The organism is Rhodococcus jostii NBRC 16295 (genome assembly GCF_001894825.1).
In the GTDB taxonomy this organism is placed as follows: domain Bacteria; phylum Actinomycetota; class Actinomycetes; order Mycobacteriales; family Mycobacteriaceae; genus Rhodococcus_F; species Rhodococcus_F jostii.
The window spans coordinates 77,836-101,676 of record NZ_BCWY01000009.1 but is presented as its reverse complement, the minus strand read 5'-3'; the positions used below and the strand labels follow the sequence as shown (position 1 = coordinate 101,676).

At 68.9% G+C, this 23,841-nt stretch carries 20 protein-coding genes; 7 read left to right on the top strand and 13 right to left on the bottom strand.

Annotated features, from left to right (window positions below; translation table 11 throughout):
* Positions 1-34 precede the first annotated feature (34 nt).
* Genes RJ1_RS09190 through RJ1_RS09180 form a run of 3 tightly spaced genes read right to left on the bottom strand, consistent with a single transcriptional unit; the run spans position 35 to position 3,906 of the window.
* Positions 35-1,726, bottom strand: coding sequence for an acyl-CoA dehydrogenase family protein (locus RJ1_RS09190; RefSeq protein WP_073359644.1), 1,692 nt, complete (start codon positions 1,724-1,726; stop codon positions 35-37).
* A gap of 18 nt (positions 1,727-1,744) precedes the next feature.
* The gene (locus tag RJ1_RS09185; RefSeq protein WP_073359643.1) at positions 1,745-3,250 is read right to left on the bottom strand and encodes a class I adenylate-forming enzyme family protein; all 1,506 of its coding nucleotides are present in this window, start codon (positions 3,248-3,250) and stop codon (positions 1,745-1,747) included.
* 20 nt (positions 3,251-3,270) lie between these two features.
* Entirely contained in the window at positions 3,271-3,906 is a 636-nt protein-coding gene (locus RJ1_RS09180; RefSeq protein ID WP_073359642.1) for a TetR/AcrR family transcriptional regulator C-terminal domain-containing protein, read from the bottom strand.
* A gap of 135 nt (positions 3,907-4,041) precedes the next feature.
* On the opposite strand from RJ1_RS09180, the gene RJ1_RS09175 reads away from it, so the two are divergent.
* Positions 4,042-5,853 (top strand): ABC transporter substrate-binding protein/permease, encoded by a 1,812-nt coding sequence (locus RJ1_RS09175; protein ID WP_073359641.1) that lies wholly within the window; start codon positions 4,042-4,044, stop codon positions 5,851-5,853.
* Between the two features lie 4 nt (positions 5,854-5,857).
* Entirely contained in the window at positions 5,858-6,583 is a 726-nt protein-coding gene (locus RJ1_RS09170) for an amino acid ABC transporter ATP-binding protein (RefSeq protein ID WP_005249317.1), read from the top strand.
* A gap of 68 nt (positions 6,584-6,651) precedes the next feature.
* Here RJ1_RS09170 and RJ1_RS09165 read toward each other — a convergent pair whose 3' ends face one another.
* The 6 genes from RJ1_RS09165 to RJ1_RS09140 are packed head-to-tail and all read right to left on the bottom strand — an operon-like array spanning position 6,652 to position 14,386.
* A complete protein-coding gene (locus RJ1_RS09165; RefSeq protein ID WP_073359640.1) occupies positions 6,652-10,041 on the bottom strand; it encodes an NAD-glutamate dehydrogenase domain-containing protein in 3,390 nt (1,129 codons plus the stop codon).
* Between the two features lie 43 nt (positions 10,042-10,084).
* A complete protein-coding gene (locus RJ1_RS09160) occupies positions 10,085-10,948 on the bottom strand; it encodes a 5-oxoprolinase subunit C family protein (protein WP_073359639.1) in 864 nt (287 codons plus the stop codon).
* Positions 10,945-11,595 (bottom strand): 5-oxoprolinase subunit B family protein, encoded by a 651-nt coding sequence (locus RJ1_RS09155; RefSeq protein WP_073359638.1) that lies wholly within the window; start codon positions 11,593-11,595, stop codon positions 10,945-10,947. Before RJ1_RS09155 ends, RJ1_RS09160 begins: the two co-directional genes overlap by 4 nt.
* Positions 11,592-12,347, bottom strand: a complete 756-nt coding sequence (locus RJ1_RS09150) for a LamB/YcsF family protein (protein ID WP_073359637.1) — start codon at positions 12,345-12,347, stop codon at positions 11,592-11,594. The genes RJ1_RS09155 and RJ1_RS09150 overlap by 4 nt, the downstream gene beginning before the upstream one ends.
* Positions 12,337-13,125, bottom strand: a complete 789-nt coding sequence (locus tag RJ1_RS09145) for a putative hydro-lyase (RefSeq protein WP_073359636.1) — start codon at positions 13,123-13,125, stop codon at positions 12,337-12,339. The genes RJ1_RS09150 and RJ1_RS09145 overlap by 11 nt, the downstream gene beginning before the upstream one ends.
* Positions 13,118-14,386, bottom strand: coding sequence for an MFS transporter (locus RJ1_RS09140; protein WP_073359635.1), 1,269 nt, complete (start codon positions 14,384-14,386; stop codon positions 13,118-13,120). Before RJ1_RS09140 ends, RJ1_RS09145 begins: the two co-directional genes overlap by 8 nt.
* Positions 14,387-14,533: 147 nt before the next feature.
* On the opposite strand from RJ1_RS09140, the gene RJ1_RS09135 reads away from it, so the two are divergent.
* Positions 14,534-15,247, top strand: coding sequence for a GntR family transcriptional regulator (locus tag RJ1_RS09135; protein ID WP_073359634.1), 714 nt, complete (start codon positions 14,534-14,536; stop codon positions 15,245-15,247).
* Positions 15,248-15,263: 16 nt separating this feature from the next.
* Here the strand turns inward: RJ1_RS09135 and RJ1_RS09130 are convergent, their stop codons facing one another.
* Entirely contained in the window at positions 15,264-15,959 is a 696-nt protein-coding gene (locus RJ1_RS09130) for a FadR/GntR family transcriptional regulator (RefSeq protein ID WP_073359633.1), read from the bottom strand.
* A gap of 78 nt (positions 15,960-16,037) precedes the next feature.
* Between RJ1_RS09130 and RJ1_RS09125 the strand changes: the two genes are divergently transcribed.
* From RJ1_RS09125 to RJ1_RS09115, 3 genes are read left to right on the top strand one after another with little or no spacing between them, the layout of a single operon-like run.
* Positions 16,038-16,793, top strand: coding sequence for a (Fe-S)-binding protein (locus tag RJ1_RS09125; RefSeq protein WP_073359632.1), 756 nt, complete (start codon positions 16,038-16,040; stop codon positions 16,791-16,793).
* Positions 16,790-18,271: a LutB/LldF family L-lactate oxidation iron-sulfur protein gene (locus tag RJ1_RS09120; protein WP_073359631.1), complete on the top strand. Its 1,482-nt coding sequence runs from the start codon at positions 16,790-16,792 to the stop codon at positions 18,269-18,271. The genes RJ1_RS09125 and RJ1_RS09120 overlap by 4 nt, the downstream gene beginning before the upstream one ends.
* Positions 18,268-18,879, top strand: a complete 612-nt coding sequence (locus tag RJ1_RS09115) for a LutC/YkgG family protein (RefSeq protein WP_073359630.1) — start codon at positions 18,268-18,270, stop codon at positions 18,877-18,879. Before RJ1_RS09120 ends, RJ1_RS09115 begins: the two co-directional genes overlap by 4 nt.
* A 43-nt stretch (positions 18,880-18,922) precedes the next feature.
* Here the strand turns inward: RJ1_RS09115 and RJ1_RS09110 are convergent, their stop codons facing one another.
* Complete coding sequence (locus RJ1_RS09110) at positions 18,923-19,744, bottom strand: alpha/beta hydrolase (protein ID WP_073359652.1); 822 nt, start codon at positions 19,742-19,744, stop codon at positions 18,923-18,925.
* Complete coding sequence (locus RJ1_RS09105) at positions 19,741-20,757, bottom strand: PHP domain-containing protein (RefSeq protein WP_073359629.1); 1,017 nt, start codon at positions 20,755-20,757, stop codon at positions 19,741-19,743. The genes RJ1_RS09110 and RJ1_RS09105 overlap by 4 nt, the downstream gene beginning before the upstream one ends.
* A 154-nt stretch (positions 20,758-20,911) precedes the next feature.
* Between RJ1_RS09105 and RJ1_RS09100 the strand changes: the two genes are divergently transcribed.
* Positions 20,912-22,981, top strand: coding sequence for a PhoX family protein (locus RJ1_RS09100; protein WP_073359628.1), 2,070 nt, complete (start codon positions 20,912-20,914; stop codon positions 22,979-22,981).
* Between the two features lie 40 nt (positions 22,982-23,021).
* On the opposite strand, the gene RJ1_RS09095 is transcribed toward RJ1_RS09100, so the two are convergent.
* Positions 23,022-23,837 (bottom strand): NmrA family NAD(P)-binding protein, encoded by an 816-nt coding sequence (locus tag RJ1_RS09095; RefSeq protein ID WP_073359627.1) that lies wholly within the window; start codon positions 23,835-23,837, stop codon positions 23,022-23,024.
* Positions 23,838-23,841 lie beyond the last annotated feature (4 nt).

Genomic DNA, 23,841 nt, shown 5'->3' with positions numbered 1-23,841 from the left:
ACGAGTCTCTGGACTCCTTAACCACGCACGGGCGCTATGCGCGTTTGAGGATGGACCCGAGGTCGGCGGCCGGGGACAGGGTGCCGTACTCGTGGGTGCGGTCGGGGCCGAGGCGGGCGTCGACGAATGCGTCCGCGACCGAAGCCGGGGAGAACCGAACCAGCAGCGACGCCTGCAGCGCGAGGGCCATCGACTCGACGACGGTCCGGGCGCGCAACTGGGCGGCGGCGGGGTCGAGTCCGGCGAGGTCACCGAGTCGGCGGCGGACCCGGTCGAGGTGCGCGTCCAACACGGCGTTGCTGCCGCGCGCCAGGTTCACCTCGGCGTCGAAGGCCGCGACGCTGTCGGGTTCGCGGGTCATCGCGCGCAGCACGTCGAGGGCGATGACGTTGCCCGACCCTTCCCACACGGCCATGACGGGCTGCTCGCGGTAGCGGCGGGCGAGGGGGAAGTCCTCGGTGTAGCCGTTGCCGCCCAGGCATTCCAGCGCCTCGTACGCGTGGTGCGGGCCGCGCTTGCAGATCCAGTACTTCGCGACCGCGGTCGCCAGCCTGCGGAAGCTGCGTTCCTGCTCACTCGCGTCGTCGTCGTGAGCGCGGGCGAGGCGCAGGGCGGTGACCGTCGCCGCCTCGGACTCGAGCGCGAGGTCGGCGAGCACCGACGTCATGGCAGGCTGATCGGCCAGCACGGCACCGAACGCCGAACGGTGCCGGGCGTGCCATACCGCCTCGGCCACCGACTGCCGCATGCCCGCGGCGCTGCCGAGCACGCAGTCGAGGCGGGTGCGCGCCACCATTTCGATGATCGTCCGGACCCCGCGTCCGGGTTCGCCGACCATGACGCCGACGGTGCCGTCGAGTTCGATCTCCGAAGACGCGTTGGACTTGTTGCCGAGCTTGTTCTTGAGCCGCTGGATGCGGAAGACGTTCCGGGTGCCGTCAGGCAGAATCCGGGGCAGCAGGAAGCACGACAGGCCTTCGCCGCCTTCCCCTTCCGCCTGCGCGAGGACGAGGAACGCGTCCGACATCGGCGCGGAGCAGAACCACTTGTGACCGGTGAGCAGGTAGTCGGCGCCGGGACCGCCGCGGCCGGCGGGTTTCGCGACGGTGGTGTTGGCGCGGACGTCGGAGCCGCCCTGCTTCTCCGTCATCGACATGCCGAAGATCGCGGACGCCTTGCCGGGCGCATCGAGTTCAGGGGTGTAGCTGCGGGACAGGGCACGCGGCTTCCAGATCGCGGCGACGTCGGGTTGCACATCGAGGGAGGGGATGACGGCGTTGGTCATCGAGATCGGGCAGGAGTGTCCGGGTTCGATCTGCGCGAACATCATGAAGGCCGCGGCGCGCGCGACATTCGCGCCCGGCTTCGGGTCGGCCCACGCCGACGTGTGCGCGCCGTGAGCTACGGCCGCGGAGATGATCCGGTGATAGGCGGGGTGGTATTCGACCTCGTCGATCCGGTTGCCCCAGCGATCGAACGTCTTCAGCTCGGGGATCACGGTGTTGGCGAGTTCCGCGTCGTGCTGGAACTGCGCGCTGCCGACGAGTGCACCGATGTCGGTGAGTTCCGGAGTGGCCCAGTCGGCGTCGTGACGCGACACCGCCTCGGACAGCACCGTGTCGAGGGTGAACTCGTTGACGTCGGTGCGGGGCACCGACTGGTTGAGCACGGTGTGCGTCCGGTGCGGAGCGGGGTGGGTGACGTTCGTGTCGGAAAAGGTAGTCATGGCACTGTCTTTCGTGAGTCAGCTCGCGGAGCGGATCAGATGCTTCTGGATCTTGCCGGTGGGGGTGCGGGGCAGCACGGTGGCGAACACGTAGTCGCGGGGAATCTTGTAGCGCGCCAGCCTGTCCGACAGATAGCCGCGGAGGTCGTCGGCCCCCAGGAGGTCGGGTTCGCGCCACACGACGTGCGCGACGACGGTTTCGCCCCACTCAGGGTGTGGGCGTCCGACGACCGCGACATCTACGACGCCGGGATGGCCGGAGATGGCGTCCTCCACTTCCTTGGAATAGACGTTCTCGCCGCCGGTGATGATCATGTCTTTCGCGCGGTCGACGATGAAGAGGTAGCCGTCGTCGTCCTTGCGTGCGAGATCGCCTGTGCGGTACCAGCCGCCGTCGGCGAACACGGCCGCGGTGGCGTCCGGGTCGTCGAGGTAGCCCTGCATCACGGTCTCGGTGCGCAACCAGATCTCGCCGATCTCCCCGGCCGGCACCTCGCCACCGTCGCTCGCGGCCAGGCGCATGTCCACGCCGGCCAGCGCGACCCGGCCGATCGATCCTGCTTTCGCAAGCTGCTCCTCCGGGTAGAGGACGGCTCCGACGGGACCGGTCTCCGTCATCCCGTACACCTGGTAGAAGTGGGTGGTCCGGTACGACTCGACGAGCCGGCGCGCCACGTCCGCGCCGATCGGCCCGCCGCCGTACAGCCAGGCCCGGACGCTCGACAGGTCGTAGTCGGCGAAGTTCGGCACGGCATTCAGTGCCGTGGTGTAGATGACCGGCGGTCCGAAGCACAGTGTGATGCGTTGTTGCTGAACCGCTTCCAGGAAGTGGACGGGATGGTACTCGCGGACGAGTACGACGGTGCCGCCCATGTAGAGCGTTGCCATCAGCCAATTGTTCAGCGGGGACGCATGCCAGATCGGGACGGCCATCAGCAGCCGCTCGTCGCGGGTGATCGACAATCCGAGGGCCGCCGTGGTCGCCACGAGCACGACGTTGCGGTGACTGTGCACGCAACCCTTCGGCGCGCCGGTGGTGCCGGACGTGTAAAGAATCTCGGCCGGGTCGTTCTCGCCGACTTCGATGCCGTCGATCGGGTCGACGTCGGCGATCGCGTCGTCGAAGAAGGTGTACCCCTCCGCGGCGGTGTCGGTCGACAGCAGCTGCACCAGCGTTTCCAGCCGTTCGATCACGGGCGCGAGTTCGCCGTCGAAGACGCACGCCTTCACCTGCGCGTGCCGCAGGATGTAGTCGACCTCGGGGGCCTGCATCTTGTGGTTGACGGGCACCACCACCGCGCCGATGCGCCAGGCGCCGAGCATCGCGTAGACGAAGCCCGGGGTGTTGAAGCACATGACGGCGACGCGGTCCCCGTGCCCGACCCCCAGCCGGCGCAGCAGGGCGGCGGCGCGGCGGCTGCCGTCCTGCACGGAACCATACGTATGGTCGCGACCCTGGAAATGGAGGAAGGCCTTGCCGGGGGTCTTGCGGACGTTGCTGTCGAATACGCGAACGATGTTCATCGCGCTCCTTGGAGAGGGGTTCAGTCGATGGAGGTGTTGAGGACGGTCTCGGGGATCTGCAGATTCGCGAAGATGACGGCGACGGCCTCCTCGAGTGAGTAGCCGAAGCTCTCGCCGGTGGCGGTCTTCTGGATCACCAGTCCGAAGATCGCCGACCAGAACGCCTTCGCCTCGACGTCGATGCCGGCGCGCAGTTTCCAGCCGGTGCGCATCAGTGTGCGGATGAGCGCGTCCTCGCCCGAGGAATGCAGAGTGCGGAGGGTGTCGGTGATGAGGTCGCGGAGTTCGCCGCGGCGGCCGGTCATGAGCATCGCTTCCACGAACAGTTCGACGCTGGGCGCTCCGGGGCCGAGGAGAGAGCCGACGAGTTTCTCCGTGTAGTCGCCGACGGTCTCGGCGGTCGCGGCGTCGTCCTCGGCACGCTTGCCGGCGCGCAGCACGGCGGCGCACGCGACTTCGACGAAGAGCCGTTCCTTGGAACCGTAGTAGTAGGTCACCTGGTTGGGGTGGGCCCCAGCGGCCGCGCAGATCTGCGTGATCGCGACGCCTTCGCCGTGTTCGAGGAACAGTTCGGTGGCGGCGGTGAACAGGGCGTCGCGGGTCTGACGACCGGACTCCCGGGTTGCGCGCGCTGCTCGGCCCGTCTGCGACACCATGACCGCCCTTCTACTTGTTTGTACGGCAAACAATAACTCGACTTTGTTTGTATGACAAACAAGGAGAGTGACGGGCGTCGCGCCGGACCTCCTCCGACCCCGGAAATACCGACTGCCAGGGTTACGCTGCTCACCATGTTTTCTTCCGTCGGAGCGAAGATCCGTGTGGTGGTGGCGCTACTGCTCACCGCCCTGCTGGCGCTGACCCTGTCGTCGTGTTCGAGTGACAGCAGTACGTCGGGATCGGCGTCGCAGGATCTGTGTTCGCCACCCGGCGTGGGGGCGGCCACCGCTGCCCCGACCAACCTCGCAGCCTCGGGCGCCGCGGCCGAGGACAAATACACCACCCCCGGTGTCACCCCCCTCGACCAGATCGACGCGTCCAAGCTGAACCTCATCACCCCGGGCGTGCTGACCGTCGGCACGCTGTCCGACGCGCCGCCGAGCATCTGTGTGAACTCGGAGAACCAGTTCACCGGTTACGACAACGAACTGCTGAGGGCCGTCGCCGACAAGCTGGGCCTGCGCGTCGACTTCGTCGGCACCGAGTTCGCCGGCCTGCTCGCCCAGGTCGCGGGGCGCCGCTTCGACGTCGGATCCTCGTCCATCACCACCACCGACGAGCGCCGTAACACCGTCGGGTTCACCAACGGCTACGACTTCGGCTACTTCTCCCTCGTCGTCCCCAACGGCGGACCGATCCAGGGCTTCGACGATCTGACCGCGTCCACCCGCATCGGCGTCGTCCAGGGCACCGTCCAGGACGACTACGTCGTGAACACGCTGAAGCTGAACCCGGTGAAATTCCCCGACTACGCGACCGCGTACGCCAACCTGAAGTCCGGGCAGATCGACGCCTGGGTGGCGCCGTCGCAGCAGGCCGAGGGTGCCATTGCGCCGGGCGATCCCACGTCGATCGTCGAGAACACCTTCAGTGTCAACAACTTCGTGGGCTGGGCCGTCAACAAGGAAAATCAGCCGCTCATCGACGCCCTCAACTCCGGGCTCGACGCCGTCATCGCCGACGGCACCTGGGCGCAGCTGTACTCCGACTGGGTGCCCCGCGAACTGCCCGAGGGCTGGAAGCCCGGCAGCAAGGCGGCGCCGGCGCCCGACCTGCCGGACTTCGCCGCACTCGCCGCCCAGAACGCGGACACGACACCCGAAACCCCGGTCGCGGAACCCAAATCGACGCTCCAACAGCTGAAGGACACGTTCTTCAACTGGGACCTCTACACGCGGGCGTTCCCCGACCTTCTGAAGACCGGTCTGCCGAACACGTTGATCCTGGCGCTGGCGTCGGGCATCGTCGGCACCGTCCTCGGCATGCTGCTCGCGATGGCAGGCATCTCCCGCACCCGCTGGCTCCGCTGGCCCGCCCGCGTCTACACGGACGTGTTCCGCGGTTTGCCCGCCGTCGTCATCATTCTCATCGTCGGACTCGGCGCCGGACCCATCGTCAAGGGGCTCACCGGCAACAACCCGTACTGGCTCGGTGCGGCCGCGCTGTCACTGCTCGCGTCGGCGTACATCGGTGAAATCTTCCGATCCGGCATCCAGAGCGTCGAACCCGGACAGCTCGAGGCGTCCCGGGCGCTCGGCTTCAGCTACCGGAAGTCGATGACGCTCGTCGTCGTCCCGCAGGGTGTGCGACGGGTGCTGCCCGCGCTGATGAACCAGTTCATCTCCCTGATCAAGGACTCGTCGCTGATCTACTTCCTCGGCCTGCTCGTCAGCCAGCGGGAATTGTTCGCCGTCGGCCGCGACCTCAACGCCCAGACCGGCAACCTGTCGCCGCTCGTCGCCGCCGGCCTGTTCTACCTGGCGCTCACGATTCCGCTGACGCACCTCGTCAACTACATCGACAACCGTCTGCGCACCGGGCGCGCCGACACGTCCGGCACGCTCGACCCGGTGGAACAGTCCATCGTCGTGGAAAGGGGATAAGGCGATGGCCGTCTCTCTCACTGGCACCGACCTGCATCTCGCGTTCGGCACCAACAAGGTGCTCCGCGGCGTCGACCTCCACGTCGACGCCGGCGACACCGTCACCGTGATCGGACCGTCCGGCTCCGGAAAGTCCACGCTGCTGCGCGTCCTCAACCGGCTGCACGAACCTGATCAGGGCGACGTCCTCCTCGACGGAAAGTCGGTGCTGAAGGACAACCCCGACAAGCTGCGGCAGCGCATCGGCATGGTGTTCCAGCACTTCAACCTGTTCCCGCACAAGACCGTCGTCGACAACATCGCCCTCGGGCCCCGCAAGCTCAAGGGGATGTCCAAGGACGAGGCGCGGTCGCTGGCGCTCGAGCAACTCGAACTCGTCGGGCTCGCCAACAAGGCCGACTCGCGTCCCGGCAACCTGTCCGGCGGGCAGCAGCAGCGCGTCGCGATCGCGCGGGCCCTGGCGATGAAGCCCGAGGTCATGTTCTTCGACGAGGCAACCTCGGCACTCGACCCCGAACTGGTGAAGGGCGTCCTCGCCCTGATGGCCGACCTCGCCAAGGGCGGCATGACGATGGTCGTCGTCACCCACGAGATGGGCTTCGCCCGCGAGGTGTCCGACACCGTGCTGTTCATGGACCACGGTGCCGTCGTCGAGACCGGCAAACCGGATCAGCTGTTCGACAAGCCCGAGACCGAACGCCTGCAGCAGTTCCTGTCGCAGGTGCTGTAGGCCGCTGCGCGGCTCGTGCGTGGTTAGGGAGTCCAGAGACTCCTCAACCACGCACGGGCGCGAAGCGCCTACCGCGTCATCGCCCGGATCCGCCTGGCCGCGACGGAGATCAGCGCCAACGTGGGTTCGGTGGCGACCTCCGACTCGATCTCGGTGAGCAGTGCACGCGCGCGGGCGAGGCGGGCGGCGTTGTGCTGCTCCCATTGGTCGACCTTGTCGGATGCGTCGTCGCCGGGTTCGCTCACCGACAGCGCGTCGAGGGTGATCGCGCGCAGCGAGCTGTACAGATCGTCCCGCAGCGCGAGGCGCGCGAGGGCGTGCCACCGGTCCAGCCGGGGCAGGGCCGTGACCGCGGTGAGCGCGGTGTTGATGTGCAGGTGCGCGGACAGCGCGAAGTACAACTCCGCGACGTCCTCGGCGCGGTGCTGTGAGATCTCCGCGATGTCCACGATGTCGAGGAGGCAGTACGTGTGCAGGAGATCCGCCACGTCGGCGGCGATCCCGGGCTCCGCACCCCGTGACGTCAGGGCCTCGGTTCGACCCTCGACCGCGGTGATCTCGTCACCCTGCAACCATTCCCGCACACGCGGACCGAGTTCGCGGACGACCGGCCGGTAACGGGCGATGGTGGCCTCGAGAGGCAGCGGTTGCGGGCGGTGCGTGGTCAGCCACCGCGACGCCCGGTCGATCAGCCGCTGGGTCTGCACCGTCAGCGCGTTCGTCCCGGAGGCCGGCGTCGTGTCGGCGGCCGCCCGGATCCGTTCGAAAGTCGCTCCGAGGTCGAAGATCTCGGTGACCGCCGTGAAGGCGTTCACCGCCTCCGCGGAGTCGGCGCCGGTCTCCTCGCGCAGGCGGAAGGCGAACGTCATCCCCGCCCGGTCGACCATGTCGTTGACGACCGACGTGGTGACGATCTCCCGGCGCAGCGGGTGCACGGCGACCGTGTGCGCGTATTCGCGGCCGAGGCGCGGCGGGAAGTAGTCGTGCAGCCGGCCGGCGTACACCCGGTTGTCGGGCAGGGTGGTGCCCGACACCTCACTCTTGATGAACCGCTTGACCTGCGCGGTGAGCTGCGCCAGTTCCGGGCTCGTCAGCCCCTTCTGCTCGCGTTCGAGTGCACCGAACTGAGCGGACGTCGGGAGCACGTCGATCGCGCGGTCCACGTGCCCGCGGCGTTCCAGGTCGTCGACCATGCGGGAGTGGAAGCTGACGAGCGTGCCTGCCTGCGCCCGGTTCAGGCTCATCATCTCGTTCTGACTGCGGTTGTCGGCGAGGACGAGCCTGCTGACGTCGTCGGTCATGTCGGACAGCAGTTCTCGACGGTCCTGCGCGGCGAGGGAGTTGTCCGCGGTGGCGCCCGCGAGGGCGATCTTGATGTTGACCTCGTGGTCGGAGCAGTCGACCCCGGCCGAATTGTCGAGCGCGTCGGTGTTGACGCGACCTCCGTTGCGCGCGTATTCGATCCGGCCGAGCTGGGTCAGTCCGAGGTTGCCGCCCTCGCCGACCACCCGGACGCGCAGCGCGGGCGCGTCGAGCCGGACGGCGTCGTTCGACTTGTCGCCGACGTCCGCGTGACTCTCCGAGGTCGCCTTCACGTACGTGCCGACGCCGCCGTTCCACAGCAGGTCCGCGGGAGCACCGAGGACGGCACGGACGAGTTCGACGGTGGTCAGTGCCCGATCGGTCTCGATGCCCAGCGCGCGCCGGGCCTGCGGGGTGAGGCGAACCGACTTCGCCGACCGGTCGACGATCATGGCGCCCTCGCTCAGGACCGCGCCGTCGTAGTCCTTCCAACTGGACCTGCCGAGCGCGAACAGCCGTGCGCGCTCGTCCCACGACCTCTGCGGGTCGGGATCGGGGTCGATGAAGACGTGCCGATGGTCGAACGCCGCGATCAGCCGGATGTGCGGGCTGAGCAGCATCCCGTTGCCGAAGACGTCGCCGCTCATGTCGCCGATGCCGACGACGGTGAAGTCGTCGGTGCGGGTGTCGACGCCCATCTCCCGGAAGTGCTGCAGGACGCTTTCCCACGCGCCGCGGGCGGTGATGCCCATCGCCTTGTGGTCGTAGCCGACGGACCCACCGGACGCGAATCCGTCGCCGAGCCAGTACCCCCGCTCGAGCGCGATCGCGTTGGCGACATCCGAGAACGCCGCCGTCCCCTTGTCGGCGGCGACCACGAGGTAGGTGTCGTCTCCGTCGCGCCGGACGATGCCCTCCGGCGCCATCACCTGCCGGGTGGTGATGTCGAGGTTGTCCGTCATGTCGAGCAGGCTCGAGATGAACTCGCGGTAGCAGGAGATTCCCGCGGCCAGCATCGCCTCCCGGTCGGTGGCGGCATCACCGGACGGGGTGGGCGGGTTCTTGACGACGAAACCGCCCTTCGCTCCCGCGGGCACGATGACGGCGTTCTTGACGGCCTGCGCCTTGACGAGTCCGAGGATCTCGGTGCGGAAGTCGTCGCGCCGATCCGACCATCGGATGCCGCCGCGGGCGACGTCGTCGAATCGCAGGTGCACGCCCTCCATCCGGGGCGAGTACACGTATGCCTCGTATTTCGGCCTCGGCAGCGGCAATTCGTCGATCGACGAGGAATCGAACTTGAATGCGAGCGCTGTCGTGGGACGGTCGCCGGCGAAGTACGTGGTCCGGGTGGTGGCGCGGATCAGGGAGAGCAGTGCCCGCAGGATCCGGTCGGCGTCGATTCCGGCGACGGCGTCGATCGCGGCGAAGATGCGGCCCTCGAGGGCGTCCTCCGCGGCGGTGTCGCGTTCGACGCCCGGGTCGAGTCGGAGCGCGTGGAATTCGACGAGGAGTTGCGTGATCGCAGTGTTGCTCAGCAGCACTCGTTCGACGTTGCTGCGGCTGTACGGGAGTCCGGCCTGACGCAGGTACGCCGCGTACGCGCGGAGGATGGTCACCTGACGCCACCCGAGCCCGGCGTGCAGGACGAGAGTGTTGAACCCGTCGACCTCGGTCTCACCCGTCCACGCCGCGCGGAACGCGTCCGCGATCCGGCGGTCTCGAGTGACGCCGTGGCCGTCCGTCACGGCGACCAGGTCGACGGTCAGGTCGTAGATCCAGGCACGATGCCCGTCCGGGCGGGTCAGCGCCGCCGGACGTTCGTCGAGGGCGTTGACGCCCAGGCTGGACAGGATCGGCAGAACCTCGTTGAGCGGTGCGGGTTTTCCGACGGCGTAGATCTTGAGGTTCTCGTACGGCGCGGACGCCTCGGTGGTGGTGAACGTCAGCGCCACACTGTCGACGTCGAGTCGTTCCACCTCGACGATGTCGCGGATCGCCTGTGCCGGATCGGTTTCGGTGGCATAGCTGATCGGCAGCGCGGACGCATAGTGGCGTGCGACCGCGGTGCCCTGGCGGTGCGGTTCTGTGAGCAGCGTGTTGCGCCACAGCTCGTGGGACCAGGGGGTGTCGAGTTCCGTGCCGATGGTGTTCATGACGATGGGGTGATCTCCTGTAGTGGGATCGGACCGAAGCCGATCACGCAGTGATGAAGCGAATCAGTTGACCTGGTCGGGCCTGGGCGATCCGGTCGATGTCCTCGTCCGCGACGACGCCGATGACGGGGTAGCCACCGGAGATGGGATGGTCCGGGAGGAACACGACGGGCTGCCCGCTCGGCGGAACCTGGATGGAACCGAGCGCGACACCCTCGGTGGGGAGTTCGGCCTCGGACGTCCGCACCAGCGCGGGCGCGTCGCCGTGCCGGTTCAGGCGGGCGCCGATGCGGTCGGTGTCCGGGGAGACGGCCCACGCACCCGTGGTCAGCGCGCCCGGGTTGGTGAACCAGTCTTCGCGGGGGCCTGCGATGACGCGGACCGACAGCGGTCCCGGGTCCAACGCGGGCAGCGGCGCGACGTCGACGTTCGGGAAGTTCTTCGTCCCCGTGCCGACGGGCAGAACGTCGTCGGGTTTCAACGCTTCCGGGCCGATCCCGGAGAGAGTGTCGCTGCTGCGGGAGCCGAGTACCGCCGGAACCGCGACGCCGCCGCGGATGCCCACGTAGCAGCGCAGGCCGACCTGCGCGTACTGCAACCGCAGCGTCTGCCCCGGGTGCATCACGATGACGCTCGCGTGGCCCATCGGGATTCCGTCGAGCAGCGCCGGCGCGGGCGCACCCGTGACGGCAACGGTGGTCACCGCACGCGCGCGCAGGGCGAGGCCGCCCATCAGCACCTCGATGCAGGCACTGCCCTCGTCGTTGCCGACGAGACGATTCGCCAACTTCGCGGACCCGCGGTCGGCGGCGCCGGACACGCCCACTCCCGAACTCAGGTAGCCGGGGCGGCCGAGATCCTGGATCAGGCTGAGCGGTCCCGTTTCGAGTACTTCGAGTTCACTCACAGTGTTTCCTCGTCGACGAATCGGACGCGACGTCCCGGCTGCAGCAGCGCCGGGGGCTCCGCGTCGAGGTTCCACATCGGGGAGTCCGTGGTTCCGATGATCTGCCATCCGCCGGGCGACGATCGCGGATACACCGCGCCGTAGCCGCCGGCGAGGGCCACCGACCCGGCGGGCACCACGGTGCGGGACTGGGCGCGGCGGGGAACGGTGAGCCGGTCGTCGCCGCAGCTGAGGTAGGCGAAACCCGGTGCGAATCCGATGAAGACGCAACGCCAGGTTGCCGACGTGTGGGCGGCGATCACGTCCTCGCGGGTGATCCGCAGATGGCCGGCGACGTCGGCGAGATCCGCGCCGTCGTAGCGGACCGGGATCGTGACCGGGTCGGAGTCGGATGCGCCGGTGGGATCGGATTCCGCGAGATCGACGGTCATCGTCCGCAACGCGCGGCGCACCTCGTCGAGGTCGGTCCGCGGTGTCGTCGTGACGAGCACCGTGCGCGCGGCGGGAAGGACGTCCTCCACACCGGGGACCGGTGTGCGGCGGAGCCGTTCGGTCAGCGACACGACCAGTGGTTCCGACTCGAGTTCGACGAGCAGGGCCCGGTCGCCCGCGGGGAGGATCCGGGTGGCGGCGCTGGGGGTGGTCATGTGAACGACCCGAGGGTGACGTCGGCGCTCTCCAGGGCGTGCCGGACCCGACGGGCCGTGCGCACCGACCCGGGGGTGTCACCGTGCACGCAGATGCTGTGCACCGCGACCGCGACCTGCTCCCCGTCGATCGCCTCCACCGTTCCGGTGGACGCCATCCGCACGGCCTGCGCGGCGGCCAGTTCGGGATCGTCGATGACGGCGCCCGGAACCGAACGCGACGTCAAAGTGCCTGCGGCGGTGTAGCGGCGGTCGGCGAACCCTTCGGCCACGAACTCGATGCCGTGGGTCTCCGCGGCCCGCTGCAGCTGCGAGCCGGGTGGGCCCACGAGTGCGAGCGGTTCGGTGAACTCGTCGATGGCCGACGCGACCGCATCGGCCCGCTCGTAGTCGAGCGCGGCGGAATTGTAGAGCGCACCATGCGGTTTGACGTACGTCACCGAAGATCCGGCAGCGCGGGCGAACACGGCGAGCGCGCCGATCTGGTAGAGCGTCTCGTCGCGCAGATCCGCCGGCGCCACCCCGAGTTCACGGCGTCCGAATCCGGCCAGGTCCCGGAATCCCACGTGCGCACCGATCGCGACCCCGCGTGCGGCGGCGTTCTCACAGGCCCGGCGGATGATCATCGGATCCCCCGCGTGAAACCCGCACGCGATGTTGGCGCTGGTGACGATGTCGAGGAGGGCCTCGTCGTCGGCCAGGCGCCACTGCCCGAAGCCCTCGCCGAGGTCGCAGTTCAGATCAATGCGCATCGGGGACCTCCAGGACGTACTCGCTGTCCGGGGTGTCGGTGATCAGCATGTACCCGGGTGCGTGGGTGATCGCGAACGGCAACCGCGACGCCATCACCGCTGCCTGCGGGGTGACCCCACACGCCCAGAACATCGGCACGTCGCCCGGCGCGAACGTCACCGGATCGCCGAAGTCCGGGGCCGCGAGATCGGCGATGCCGAGTTCCGCGGGATCACCGATGTGCACGGGCCCGCCGTGAACGGCCGGCATCCGCGCGGAGATCGCCGCCGCGAGGGCCACCTGGTGTTCGGGAACGGGCCGCATCGACACGACCATCGGTCCGCTCACCCGGCCTGCGGGCCTGCAGTCGCGGTTGGTGACGTACATCGGGACGTTGCTGCCCTGCTCGACGTGCCGGAGCGGTACGCCGGCAGCGGCCACCGGGTGCTCGAACGTGAAACTGCACCCGATGTGGAAGGCCACGAGGTCGTCGCGCCACAGCGCTGACACGTCCGCGGTCTCGTCGGCGAGTTCCCCGTCCTTCCACACGCGGTACAGCGGCAGGTCGGTGGTGATGTCGACGCCTTGTGCGAGCGTCGTCGTGCGGGACCCCACGTCGCCGACGTCGAGGACGGGGCACGGCTTCGGGTTCCGCTGCGTGAACAGCAGGACGTCGTAGGCCCAGTCCTCCGGGACGGCGATGAGATTCGTCTGCGCGAATCCGGGCGCCAGACCGGCGGTCGGGGTGATGCGTCCCGATCGGAATGCGGAGCGGAGGTCGGTCGGTGAGTCAGTCAAGTTGGATCCCGCGGGTCTCGGGGAGGAAGAACAGGGCGATCACCGCGATGGCGTACCCGAGGGCACCGAAGATCATCGCGCCGCCGATACCCAGCTGGGTGGCCGCCAGGAAGCCCACGACCGCGGGGAACACGGCGCCGACCGCGCGACCGAAGTTGTACGTGAAGCCCTGGCCGGTGCCGCGGGCGTGCGTCGGGTACAGCTCGGACAGGAACGATCCGAAGCCGCTGAAGATCGCCGACGTGCAGAAGCCGAGGGGGAAGCCCAGGATGAGGATCAACGTGTTCGCGCCCTCCGGCACCTGGGTGTACCCCACCATGAAGACGGCCGACAGCGCCGCGAACAACTGCATGGTCCGCTTGCGTCCCAGCTTGTCGGTGAGGATGCCGCCGCTGACATAACCGAGGAACGCGCCAGAGATCAGGATCGCCAGGTAGCCGCCGGTGCCGACGACGTCGAGTCCGCGCGAGTTCTTGAGGAATGTCGGCAGCCAGGACGCCAGCGTGTAGTAGCCGCCCTGCACACCGGTGGCGAGCAGCGACGCGAACACGGTGGTGCGGATCAGCGGGCCGCGGAAGATGGCTGCGAACGAACCCGTTTCCTTGCCCGCGGACTCACGACGCGCCGTGACGACCTCGGGGTCCTTCAGATTCCGGCGGACCCAGATGATGAGGAACGCGGGCAGAACACCGGTGAAGAACAGCACTCGCCAGGCGACGTCGGGATCGAACAGCTGGAAGACGATCGTGTAGACGATCACTGCGAGAGCCCAGCCGACCGCCCACGCGCTCTGGACGAACGCCACGGCCCGGCCCCGGTACTCGGCCCGGGCGTACTCGGCCACGAGAATCGCACCCGCCGCCCACTCGCCGCCGAAGCCGAGGCCCTGGAAGGCGCGGAAGACGAGCAGCGTCTCGAAGTTCTGCGCGAAGCCGCACAGCACCGTGAAGATCGTGTACGTCGCGACGGTGACCTGCAGTGTCCGGACCCGGCCGATCTTGTCGACGAGGACACCCGCGAGGGCGCCGCCGAGCGCGGACACCACCAGCGTCACCGTCGTCAGCAAACCCGCCTGACCTGTGGTGAGGCCGAAGTAGGCGGCGATCGCCGCGAGGCCGAGCGGGAGGACCTGGAAGTCGTAGGAGTCGAGCCCGTACCCGCCGAACGCGCCGACGAAGGCTCTTTTTCCCTTCGGCCCGAGGGTGCGGAACCAGTCGAAGGGGCGCGCCTGCGCGACCTCGGTCTGTGTATCTGTGGTCATGGCACCTCGCCTGAAGAAGGGATGTAACCGCCCTCACGTTACAAATCGTTCAACGATCCTGCAATACCCTGAGGGGATCGTTATCCTGGAAGAAATCGCGAAAAGGCGCTGACAACTATGCTTGCGGTCGAGATCGAAACCTGAGGAGTGGACTTGACCAGCTCGAATGCCCTTCGCGGCGATGCGCATTCCCGCCTGGCCGCTCACCGCGGCCTGCTCGAACGCACCAGCAGGACCACGCGGGTGGCGGGCATCCTGCGCGACGCGATCATCGACGGAACGTTCCGACCTGGGGCGCGACTCTCCGAACCCGACATCTGCGCCGCCCTCGACGTCTCCCGCAACACCGTCCGCGAGGCCTTCCAGATCCTGATCGAAGACCGCCTGGTCGCGCACGAACTCAACCGCGGCGTCTTCGTCCGCGTGCCCACCGCCGAAGACATCACCGAGCTCTACATCTGCCGACGCGTCGTCGAATGCGCCGGCGTCAACGGATTCGACCCCGAGACCGGCGACCTGTCGGGGGTGGCCGAGGCCCTCGCCCTGGCCGACGAGCGGCACGCCGTCGAGGACTGGACCGGCGTCGGGACCGCCGACATCCACTTCCACAGCGCCCTCGCGAGCCTCAACAACAGCAACCGCATCGACGAACTGATGCGCAGCGTGTGGAATGAGGCGCGGCTCGTCTTCCACGTCATGGACGACGCCCACCGATTCCACGGGCCGTACCTCACCCGCAACCACGAGATCTACGACGCCCTGGCCGCCGGCAACACCGAAGCCGCAGGTCAGCTGCTCAAGACCTACCTCGAAGACGCCGAGGCGCAGATCCTGGGGGCGTACCGCCCCGCGAGTGGTTGACGAGTCCAGAGACTCCTTAACCACGCACGGGCGCGAAGCGCCCGTAGAAGCCCTCGATGTGGTCCCGCACGAGGCCGGCCGCCTCGGCGCCGCGCCCGGCGCGGAGGGCGCCGACGATGCCGCGGTGCTCGCAGCGCAGGCCGGTCGCGACCGCCGGCCAGTCGTCGAGGAGCGGAACGGCCTCCATGACGTAGCCGTGAATGGAATCGCGGAGCGAGGCCATCATCGCCTCGACGAGGACGTTGCCCGCGAGGCCGGCCATCGCGACGTGCAGGTCGGCGTCGAGCCGGTGAAACGCCTCGGGGGACAGCTCCTCGTCGTCCATGGCGTCGAGCAGCGCGTCGATGGCCGAGAAGTCGAGGTCGCGGGACTGTTCGGCGGCTTCCTGCACCGCCCACGACTCGAGCAGCGTGCGCGTCTGGACGACGTCGCGGATCGGCAGGGTGCGCGTCGCCATGTGCAGTCGCAGGGCCGCGCCGATGGATGCGGCGGGGTCGGCGGCCACGATCGCACCGGCGTCCGGACCGGACCCGACCGCCGTGCGCACGATGCCCATCGCCTCGAGCACGCGAATGGCCTCGCGGACGGACGAGCGACCGACCCCCAGTTCCTCCGCGAGCGCCCGCTCGGCGGGCAACCGGCCGCCGACGGTGAGTTTGCCGGCCGCCAGATCCTGCTCGATGCGGTGCAGGACGACCTCGTGTGTGCGCACGATCGAAGTTTACCTGGTGTGGTCTGACCACAGTGCGCTACTGTGGTCAGACCACAGCCCAGCCCGGTTGGAGTACCGATGAGAATCGCCCTGTTCGCCACGTGCCTGGCGGATGCCCTGTTCCCCGAATCCGCCACCTCCACGGTCCGCCTCCTCGAGCGGCTCGGCCACGAGGTCGTGTTCCCGCCCAAGCAGACGTGCTGCGGGCAGATGCACGTCAACACCGGCTACCAGGCCGAGGCGCTGCCGCTCGTGCGTCACCACGTGGACGCGTTCGAGAGCGGACCGTCCTGGGACGTCGCCGTCGCCCCATCCGGGTCGTGCGTCGGATCCGTCCGGCACCAGCACGCGATGGTCGCCCGCCGGTACGGGGACGAATCGCTCGCGACGCGCGCCGAGGAGGTCGCGTCGCGGACGTACGAGCTGTCCGAACTGCTCGTCGACGTCCTCGGTGTCACCGACGTCGGCGCCTACTACCCGCACCGGGTGACGTACCACCCGACGTGCCACTCGCTGCGGATGCTGCGCGTCGCGGACAAACCGCTGCAACTGCTGCGTGCGGTGCGCGGGATGACCCTGATCGAACTGCCCGCCGCCGAATCCTGTTGCGGTTTCGGCGGAACGTTCGCGCTGAAGAACTCCGAGACCTCCACCGCGATGCTCGCCGACAAGATGGGCAACGTCCTGAGCACCGGCGCCGAGGTGTGCAGCGCCGGCGACTCGTCCTGCCTGATGCACATCGGCGGCGGACTGTCCCGGCTGCGCAGCGGGGTCCGCACCGTCCACCTCGCCGAAATCCTGGCGAGCACCGAGAAGATCGGGAGCAACGCATGACCACGTTCCTCGGCTCACCCACCTTCCATGCGGGCACCGGAAATATCCGGGGCACCGAATCCTTCCCCGAGGCCGCGCGGAAGTCCCTCGCCGACACCCAGCTGCGCGCCAACCTCGGCGCGGCCACCACCACCATCCGCAACAAGCGCATCGCCGCGGTCGCCGAGGTCGACGACTGGGAGGAACTGCGGCGGGCCGGCAGCGCCCTGAAGGCGGACGTGATGGCGCGGCTCCCCGAACTGCTCGCGCAGTTCGAGGAGAACGTCACCGCCCGCGGCGGCACCGTCCACTGGGCTCGCGACTCGGAGGAGGCGAACCGGATCGTCACCGACCTCGTCCGGGCCACCGGCTCCGACGAGGTCGTGAAGGTCAAGTCGATGGCCACGCAGGAGACGGGCCTCAACGAGCACCTCGAGGAGAACGGGATCGCGGCGATCGAGACCGACCTCGCCGAACTCATCGTCCAACTCGGCGAGGACAAACCGAGCCACATCCTCGTGCCCGCCATTCACCGCAACCGGGCCGAGATCCGGGAGATCTTCCTGAAGGCGATGCCGGGCATCGACCCGGACATCACCGACGACCCCCGGGCGCTGGCGATGGCCGCCCGGGCACACCTTCGGCGAAAGTTCCTGTCCGCCAAGGTCGCGATCAGCGGCGCGAACTTCGGGGTCGCGGAGACCGGGACCCTGGCGGTGGTGGAGTCGGAGGGCAACGGGCGGATGTGCCTGACGCTGCCGGACACGCTCATCACGCTGATGGGCATCGAGAAACTGGTGCCCACCTTCACCGACCTGGAGGTGTTCATGCAGCTGCTGCCGCGGTCGTCCACTGCCGAGCGGATGAACCCGTACACGTCCATGTGGACGGGGGTGCACCCCGGCGACGGGCCGCAGAACTTCCACGTGATCCTCCTCGACAACGGTCGCACCAACGTGCTCGCCGACGAGGTCGGGCGTTCCGCGCTGCACTGCATCCGCTGCAGCGCGTGCCTGAACGTGTGCCCCGTCTACGAGCGGGCGGGCGGGCACGCGTACGGGTCCGTCTATCCCGGTCCGATCGGCGCGATCCTCAGCCCGCAACTCACCGGGACCACCGGTCACGACGACCCGAACGCGTCGCTGCCCTTCGCGTCGACACTGTGCGGCGCCTGCTTCGACGCCTGCCCGGTACGCATCGACATCCCCAGCATCCTGGTGCACCTGCGGGCGGAACAGGTCGACTCCGAGCGGCACGGACTGCCGGGCGGCCAGGACCTCGCCATGAAGGCCGCGGGCTTCGTGATGGGGTCCGAGAAGCGGTTCGCCGCCGCGGAGACGGCGTCCAAGATCGGCCGGGTGCTGGCCGGGAAGAAGGGACGCATCACGTCGCTGCCGTACCCCGGATCGAAGTGGACCGCGAGCCGCGACCTGCCCTCCCCGCCGAAGGAAACGTTCCGACAATGGTGGGCCCGCACTCACGAGGACACGACACGATGACCGCACGCGAAGAGATACTGTCCCGGATCCGGTCGGCGCTCGCCGAAGCGCCTGCCCCCGAACCGGTTCCCCGCGACTACCACCGTGATGCCGTGTCCGGGCCCGGGGACGCCGAGCTGTTCGCCCACACCGTCGACGACTACCGCGCGCAGGTCTTCCATGCCGACGAGAGCACGGTCTCGAAGATCGTCACCGGGTTGATCGCGGAGGGGGCGCGGGCCGTCGTCCCGCCGGACCTGCCGGAGTCGTGGCGGCCCCGGCGTGACGTCGTCGTCGACGGTGCACCCGCCGAACTGTCCACACTCGAACTCGACGCGCTCGACGTCGTGGTCACCGGCTGCACCCTCGGGATCGCCGCCACCGGGACCATCGTGCTCGACGGCGGCGCCGGTCAGGGCCGGCGGGCGCTGACCCTGGTCCCGGATCACCACATTTGCATCGTGCGCACCGATCAGATCGTCGACACCGTGCCGCAGGCCTTCCAGACCCTCGACGCGACCAAGCCGCTGACATTCATCAGTGGTCCCAGCGCCACCAGCGACATCGAACTCAACCGTGTGGAGGGCGTCCACGGTCCACGGACGCTGGACGTCGTCATCGTGCGCTGACGCGCCGGTGCGTGGGGGGCGAGTGCAGAGACTCGTCAACCACTCACGGGGCGCGGAGCGCCCTCGCGGCGAGATCGGCGGTGGCGCGGACGATCTGCGCGCCGCCGAACATCACGTCGTCGTTGTGCCCGGCCCCGGCCAGCACGACGGTGTCGACGTCGCCGAGCGCCGCATCGGCCACGCGCGCACTCTGGCCGGGTGGGACGACGATGTCGGCCGTGCCGTAGACCACGGTGGTGGGCACGTCGATGCGGGTGACGAACTCCGCGACCGGAAAGCGGTCACGCAGCAGCAACCGAACCGGCAGGAACGGGTAGTGGTGCCGGCCGACGGAGGCGAGGTCGACGAACGGCGACCGCAGCAACAGGCCCGCCGGTGGATGCTCGGTGGCGAGTTCGGTGACCACGCCGGTTCCGAGACTTTCCCCGAAGTAGAGCAGCCGCTCCGGCGGCACCCGACGCTCGTCGACGAGGTGCCGGCGGGCCGCGCGGACATCGAGCGCCAGCCCGTCCTCGCTGGGGTGACCGGGGTTGCCGCCGTACCCGCGGTAGTCGAAGAGCAGCGTGGCGAATCCCGCGGCGGCGAGGTCCGACGCCAGCACCGCCCGGTCGGCCCTGTTGCCGGCGTTCCCGGCCGCCACGAGGACGGTCATGTGAAGGTCACTGCCCGCGGGTGGCACGTACCAGGCGCCGAGTTCGAGGCCGTCCGACGTGGTCAGCGTGACGTCCTCGGCCCCGGCGATCAGCTGGTCCGCAGGCGGCACCGGGGCGGTGTCGGGGAAGTAGATCAGTCGTCGCTGCAGCACCCACCCGGCGGCGATCAGCAGGGCCACGACCGCAACCGCAACCAGCACGACGCGGATCATCGCCGGATCGGCGCGCCGGTCCACTCCAACAACTCGGCCACGGGCAGGGTGTTGATCACATCCGACGGTTCGACGCCGCGTTCGGCGGCCCGCTCGCAGGCGTAGCCCTGCCAGGCGAGCTGACCGGTGGTGTGCGCGTCGGTGTCGATGGAGAAGAGGCAGCCGCTGTTCAGGGCCAGATCGATCAGACGACCCGGCGGGTCCCGCCGCTCGGGGCGGGAGTTGATCTCCACCGCGGTGCCGTACTCGCGGCACGCCTCGAAGACCCGTTCCGCATCGAACTTCGACTCCGGCCGCGGCCCCCGGGTGCCCTCGACCAGCCGGCCGGTGCAATGCCCCAGGACGTCGACGTGCGGAGACTTGACGGCCTGCAGCATCCGCTTGGTCGTCGTCGCGCGGTCGGTGTCCAGATGCGTGTGCACGCTGGCCACCACGATGTCCAGGTCGGCGAGCAGGTCGTCGTCCTGATCGAGGGACCCGTCGTCGAGGATGTCGACCTCGATCCCGGTGAGCACCCGGAACGGCGCGAGCTCGACGTTCAGTTCCGCGACCACGTTCAGCTGGGTGAGCAGCTGCTCCGAGGACAGCCCGTTGGCGACCGTCAGCCGTGGCGAGTGGTCGGTGATCGCGCAGTATTCGTGCCCCAGCGCGGCGGCCCGGTACATCATCTCCCTGATCTCGCACCGGCCGTCGGACCAGTCCGAATGGGTGTGCAGATCGCCGCGGAGGGCCTCGAGCAGTTCCGTTCCGCCGAGCCCGATCGGCTCCGCGGACCCGCGCAGATACAGCAGATACAGCGGCACCGATCCGGCGCACTCACGGATGATCGCGGCGGGCTCGGACCCGATGTCGGGCAGTGCCATCCAGCCGGCCTCCTCGAGGTCGGCGAGCTGCTCGGGGGTCGAGTAGGCGATCACGTCGGCGGCCCGCCGGAAGGCGGCGATCCTCGGGGCCTCGTCGCGCGAGCGTTCGAGCCAGAACGCAATTTCCCGCAGCGCTTCGACGGGGTCCATCTATCCATGGTGCACGGCTACGGGGCTGCTGGCTAGACGCAATTCCTCACGACTTAGGGTCGCCTCGTTGTCCGCACGTTCACACACACGTTCCCTTTCCCTCGCTTGTAACTCCTACGGTGCCGGAGTTGTCCACTTCGAATCGGGAGCCACGGTGAGTTTGAAACCCCTCGCACTGTTCGTCAACCACGACGGCGTGTCTTCGCGCGCATCCGTCACTTGCCAGTACAAGTGCGGAAACGCGTGCTCCCACGACGTGCCCAACACGTCGCAGGGCGAGTACTTCCGTGACATCGCCCGCACCGCCCTGTCCCGGCGCGGCATGCTCCGCGGAACGGGGATGGCCGTCCTCGCCGTCGGCGCCGGCAGCACGCTGGTGGCCTGCTCGGACGACTCCGGAAGCGGAAGCGGTTCCGCCACCGGCGGTTCGGACGGGGCAGCACCCGCGGGAACGAGCTTCGACGCCGTCGCCCCCAACACCGAGGACGCCGTCGTCGTCCCCGACGGCTACGAGCAGGCAGTCGTGATCCGCTGGGGCGACCCCGTGCTGCCCGGGGCTCCCGCCTTCGACTTCGACAACCAGACCGCCCAGGCCCAGGCGCAGCAGTTCGGGTTCAACAACGACTTCGCCGGACTCCTGCCGGTCGACGGCCAACCGAACACCTTCCTGCTGGTGGTCAACCACGAGTACACCACCGAGCCGTTCATGTTCACGGGTTACGACGCGGAGAACCCGTCACCCGAACAGTTCCAGACCGCGCTCGCCGCGCACGGGCTGTCCGTGGTGCAGGTGAAGGGCGAATCCGCCTCGGGTGCGCTCACTCCCGACTTCGGACCGTACAACCGGCGGATCACGGCGACGACGGAGTTCGTCGTCACCGGCCCCGCCGCGGGCAGCGACTTCCTGAAGACGTCCGCCGACCCGACCGGCACCACGGTGCTCGGCACCCTCAACAACTGCTCGGGTGGCGTGACCCCGTGGGGAACGGTGCTGTCGGGGGAGGAGAACTTCAACCAGTACTTCGCGAACGCCGAACTGGCCACCGATCCCGCGGTAGCCGCCCGGCTGAAGCGGTACGGCGTGGAAGGTGCTGCATCCGAACGCAAGTGGGAGCGGTTCGACAGGCGGTTCGACCTCGCCCAGGAGCCGAACGAGGTCAACCGCTTCGGGTACGTCGTCGAGGTCAACCCGTGGGACGCGACGTCCGCACCCGTCAAGCACACCGCGCTGGGCCGGTTCAAGCACGAGGCCGCCACCATCCACGTCACCGACGACGGCACCGTCGTGGCGTACAGCGGCGACGACGAGCGCTTCGACTACATGTACAAGTTCGTCTCCAGCCGCAGGATGATGGACGGCAACAGCCAGGCCGCCGTCCGCAACAACATGACGCTGCTCGACGCGGGCACCCTGTACGTCGCGAAGTTCAGCGGCAACTCCCCGGACGAGATCGACGGGTCGGGGACGCTGCCGTCCAGCGGCACGTTCGACGGCACCGGTGAGTGGATTCCGCTGCTGCGAACCGGCGAGGACGGCCGGGGCGAGTCACTCGTCGACGGCATGAGCGCCGAAGAGGTGGCGGTGTTCACCCGGCAGGCCGGCGACAAGGTGGGCGCCACCAAGATGGACCGCCCCGAGGACTTCGAGCCCAGCCCGACGACCGGCAAGGTGTACGTGGCGCTGACCAACAACACCAAGCGCGGCGTCGACGGCGCGGCGGCGGCCGACGAGGCCAACCCGCGGAACAACAACAAGAACGGTCAGGTCCTCGAACTCACCGACGACCACGCCGGCACCGCGTTCACGTGGAACCTGCTGCTCGTGTGCGGCGACCCCACGGAGGCCGACACCTACTTCGGCGGTTTCGACAAGGAGAGCGTCAGCCCGATCTCCTGCCCCGACAACCTGGCGTTCGACCCGCACGGCAACCTGTGGATCTCCACCGACGGCAACGCGCTGAAGTCGAACGACGGCCTGTTCAGCGTGGTCCTCGAGGGTGCGAACCGCGGCGAGACCAAGCAGTTCCTGACCGTGCCCAAGGGCGCCGAGACGTGCGGTCCGATCGTCGGTGAGGAGCGGGTCACGGTGTGTGTGCAGCACCCGGGCGAACTGGACGACGCGAGCGCCGACAACCCGGCGTCGCACTGGCCCGACGGCGGCGACACGCAGCCGCGTCCCGCCGTCGTGGCGGTGTGGAAGTCGGGCGGGCGGATCGGCGTCTGAGCACGTGAGTGGCAATGTGTGCCCCGGCACGCATTGCCACTCACGTGGCAGGGGCGGGCGGGCGGCCCAGCAGCGACTCGAACAGGGCGTTGCCCGCGAGGAACCCGAACCGGTCGTAGAAGTCGAACATCGCGGCGAGGCGGGCGCGACCGTCGTCCGTCAGGTCCCGACCGTGCCGCGACATCCACTCGTCGACGGACACCTGCTTCACCGACACCGGACTGCCGTCCCGGTCGCACAGATCCCGGACGCTGAGGGCTTCCGGACCGCCCAGCTCGTAGGTGGCGCCGTGGTGGATGTCGGGGCCCTCCGACAGCACACGCGCCGCCACCTCCGCGACGTCCGCGAGCCGGACGAACGAGAACGTCGCGTCCGGACTGTAGGGCAGTTCGACGGTGGTGAGCGAGCCGTCCAGCACCGCTCCGAAGTTCTCCGCGTACGCGCACGGCTGGAGGACGGTCCACCGCAGTCCGCCGCCGAGCGTCCGGAGCTCGTCCTCACAACGCGCCTTGTCGACGTGGTGGGGCATGAGCGGGGTGTACGGCCACGCGACGGAGTGGTAGACGACGTGCTCGACCCCCACCGAAGCGGCCGCGTCCAGGGTGTTCCGCAGCAGCGCCGGTTCGTCGGGGTGGACGTTGGGGGCGATGAAGTACACGCCCCGGCATCCTGACAGCGCCTCGGTCAGCCCCGCGCCCGTGACGAGGTCGACGGCGTGATCGCCGGAACGCCGGGCGGTGTGCACCACCCGGCGTACGTCGGCGAGCCCCTCGAGCGCCGCCACGACGGCGGCTCCGGTCTTTCCCGCAGCGCCGATGACGGCGATCTCGGCGCCGCGGGGGAGTGACTCGGTCATCGAA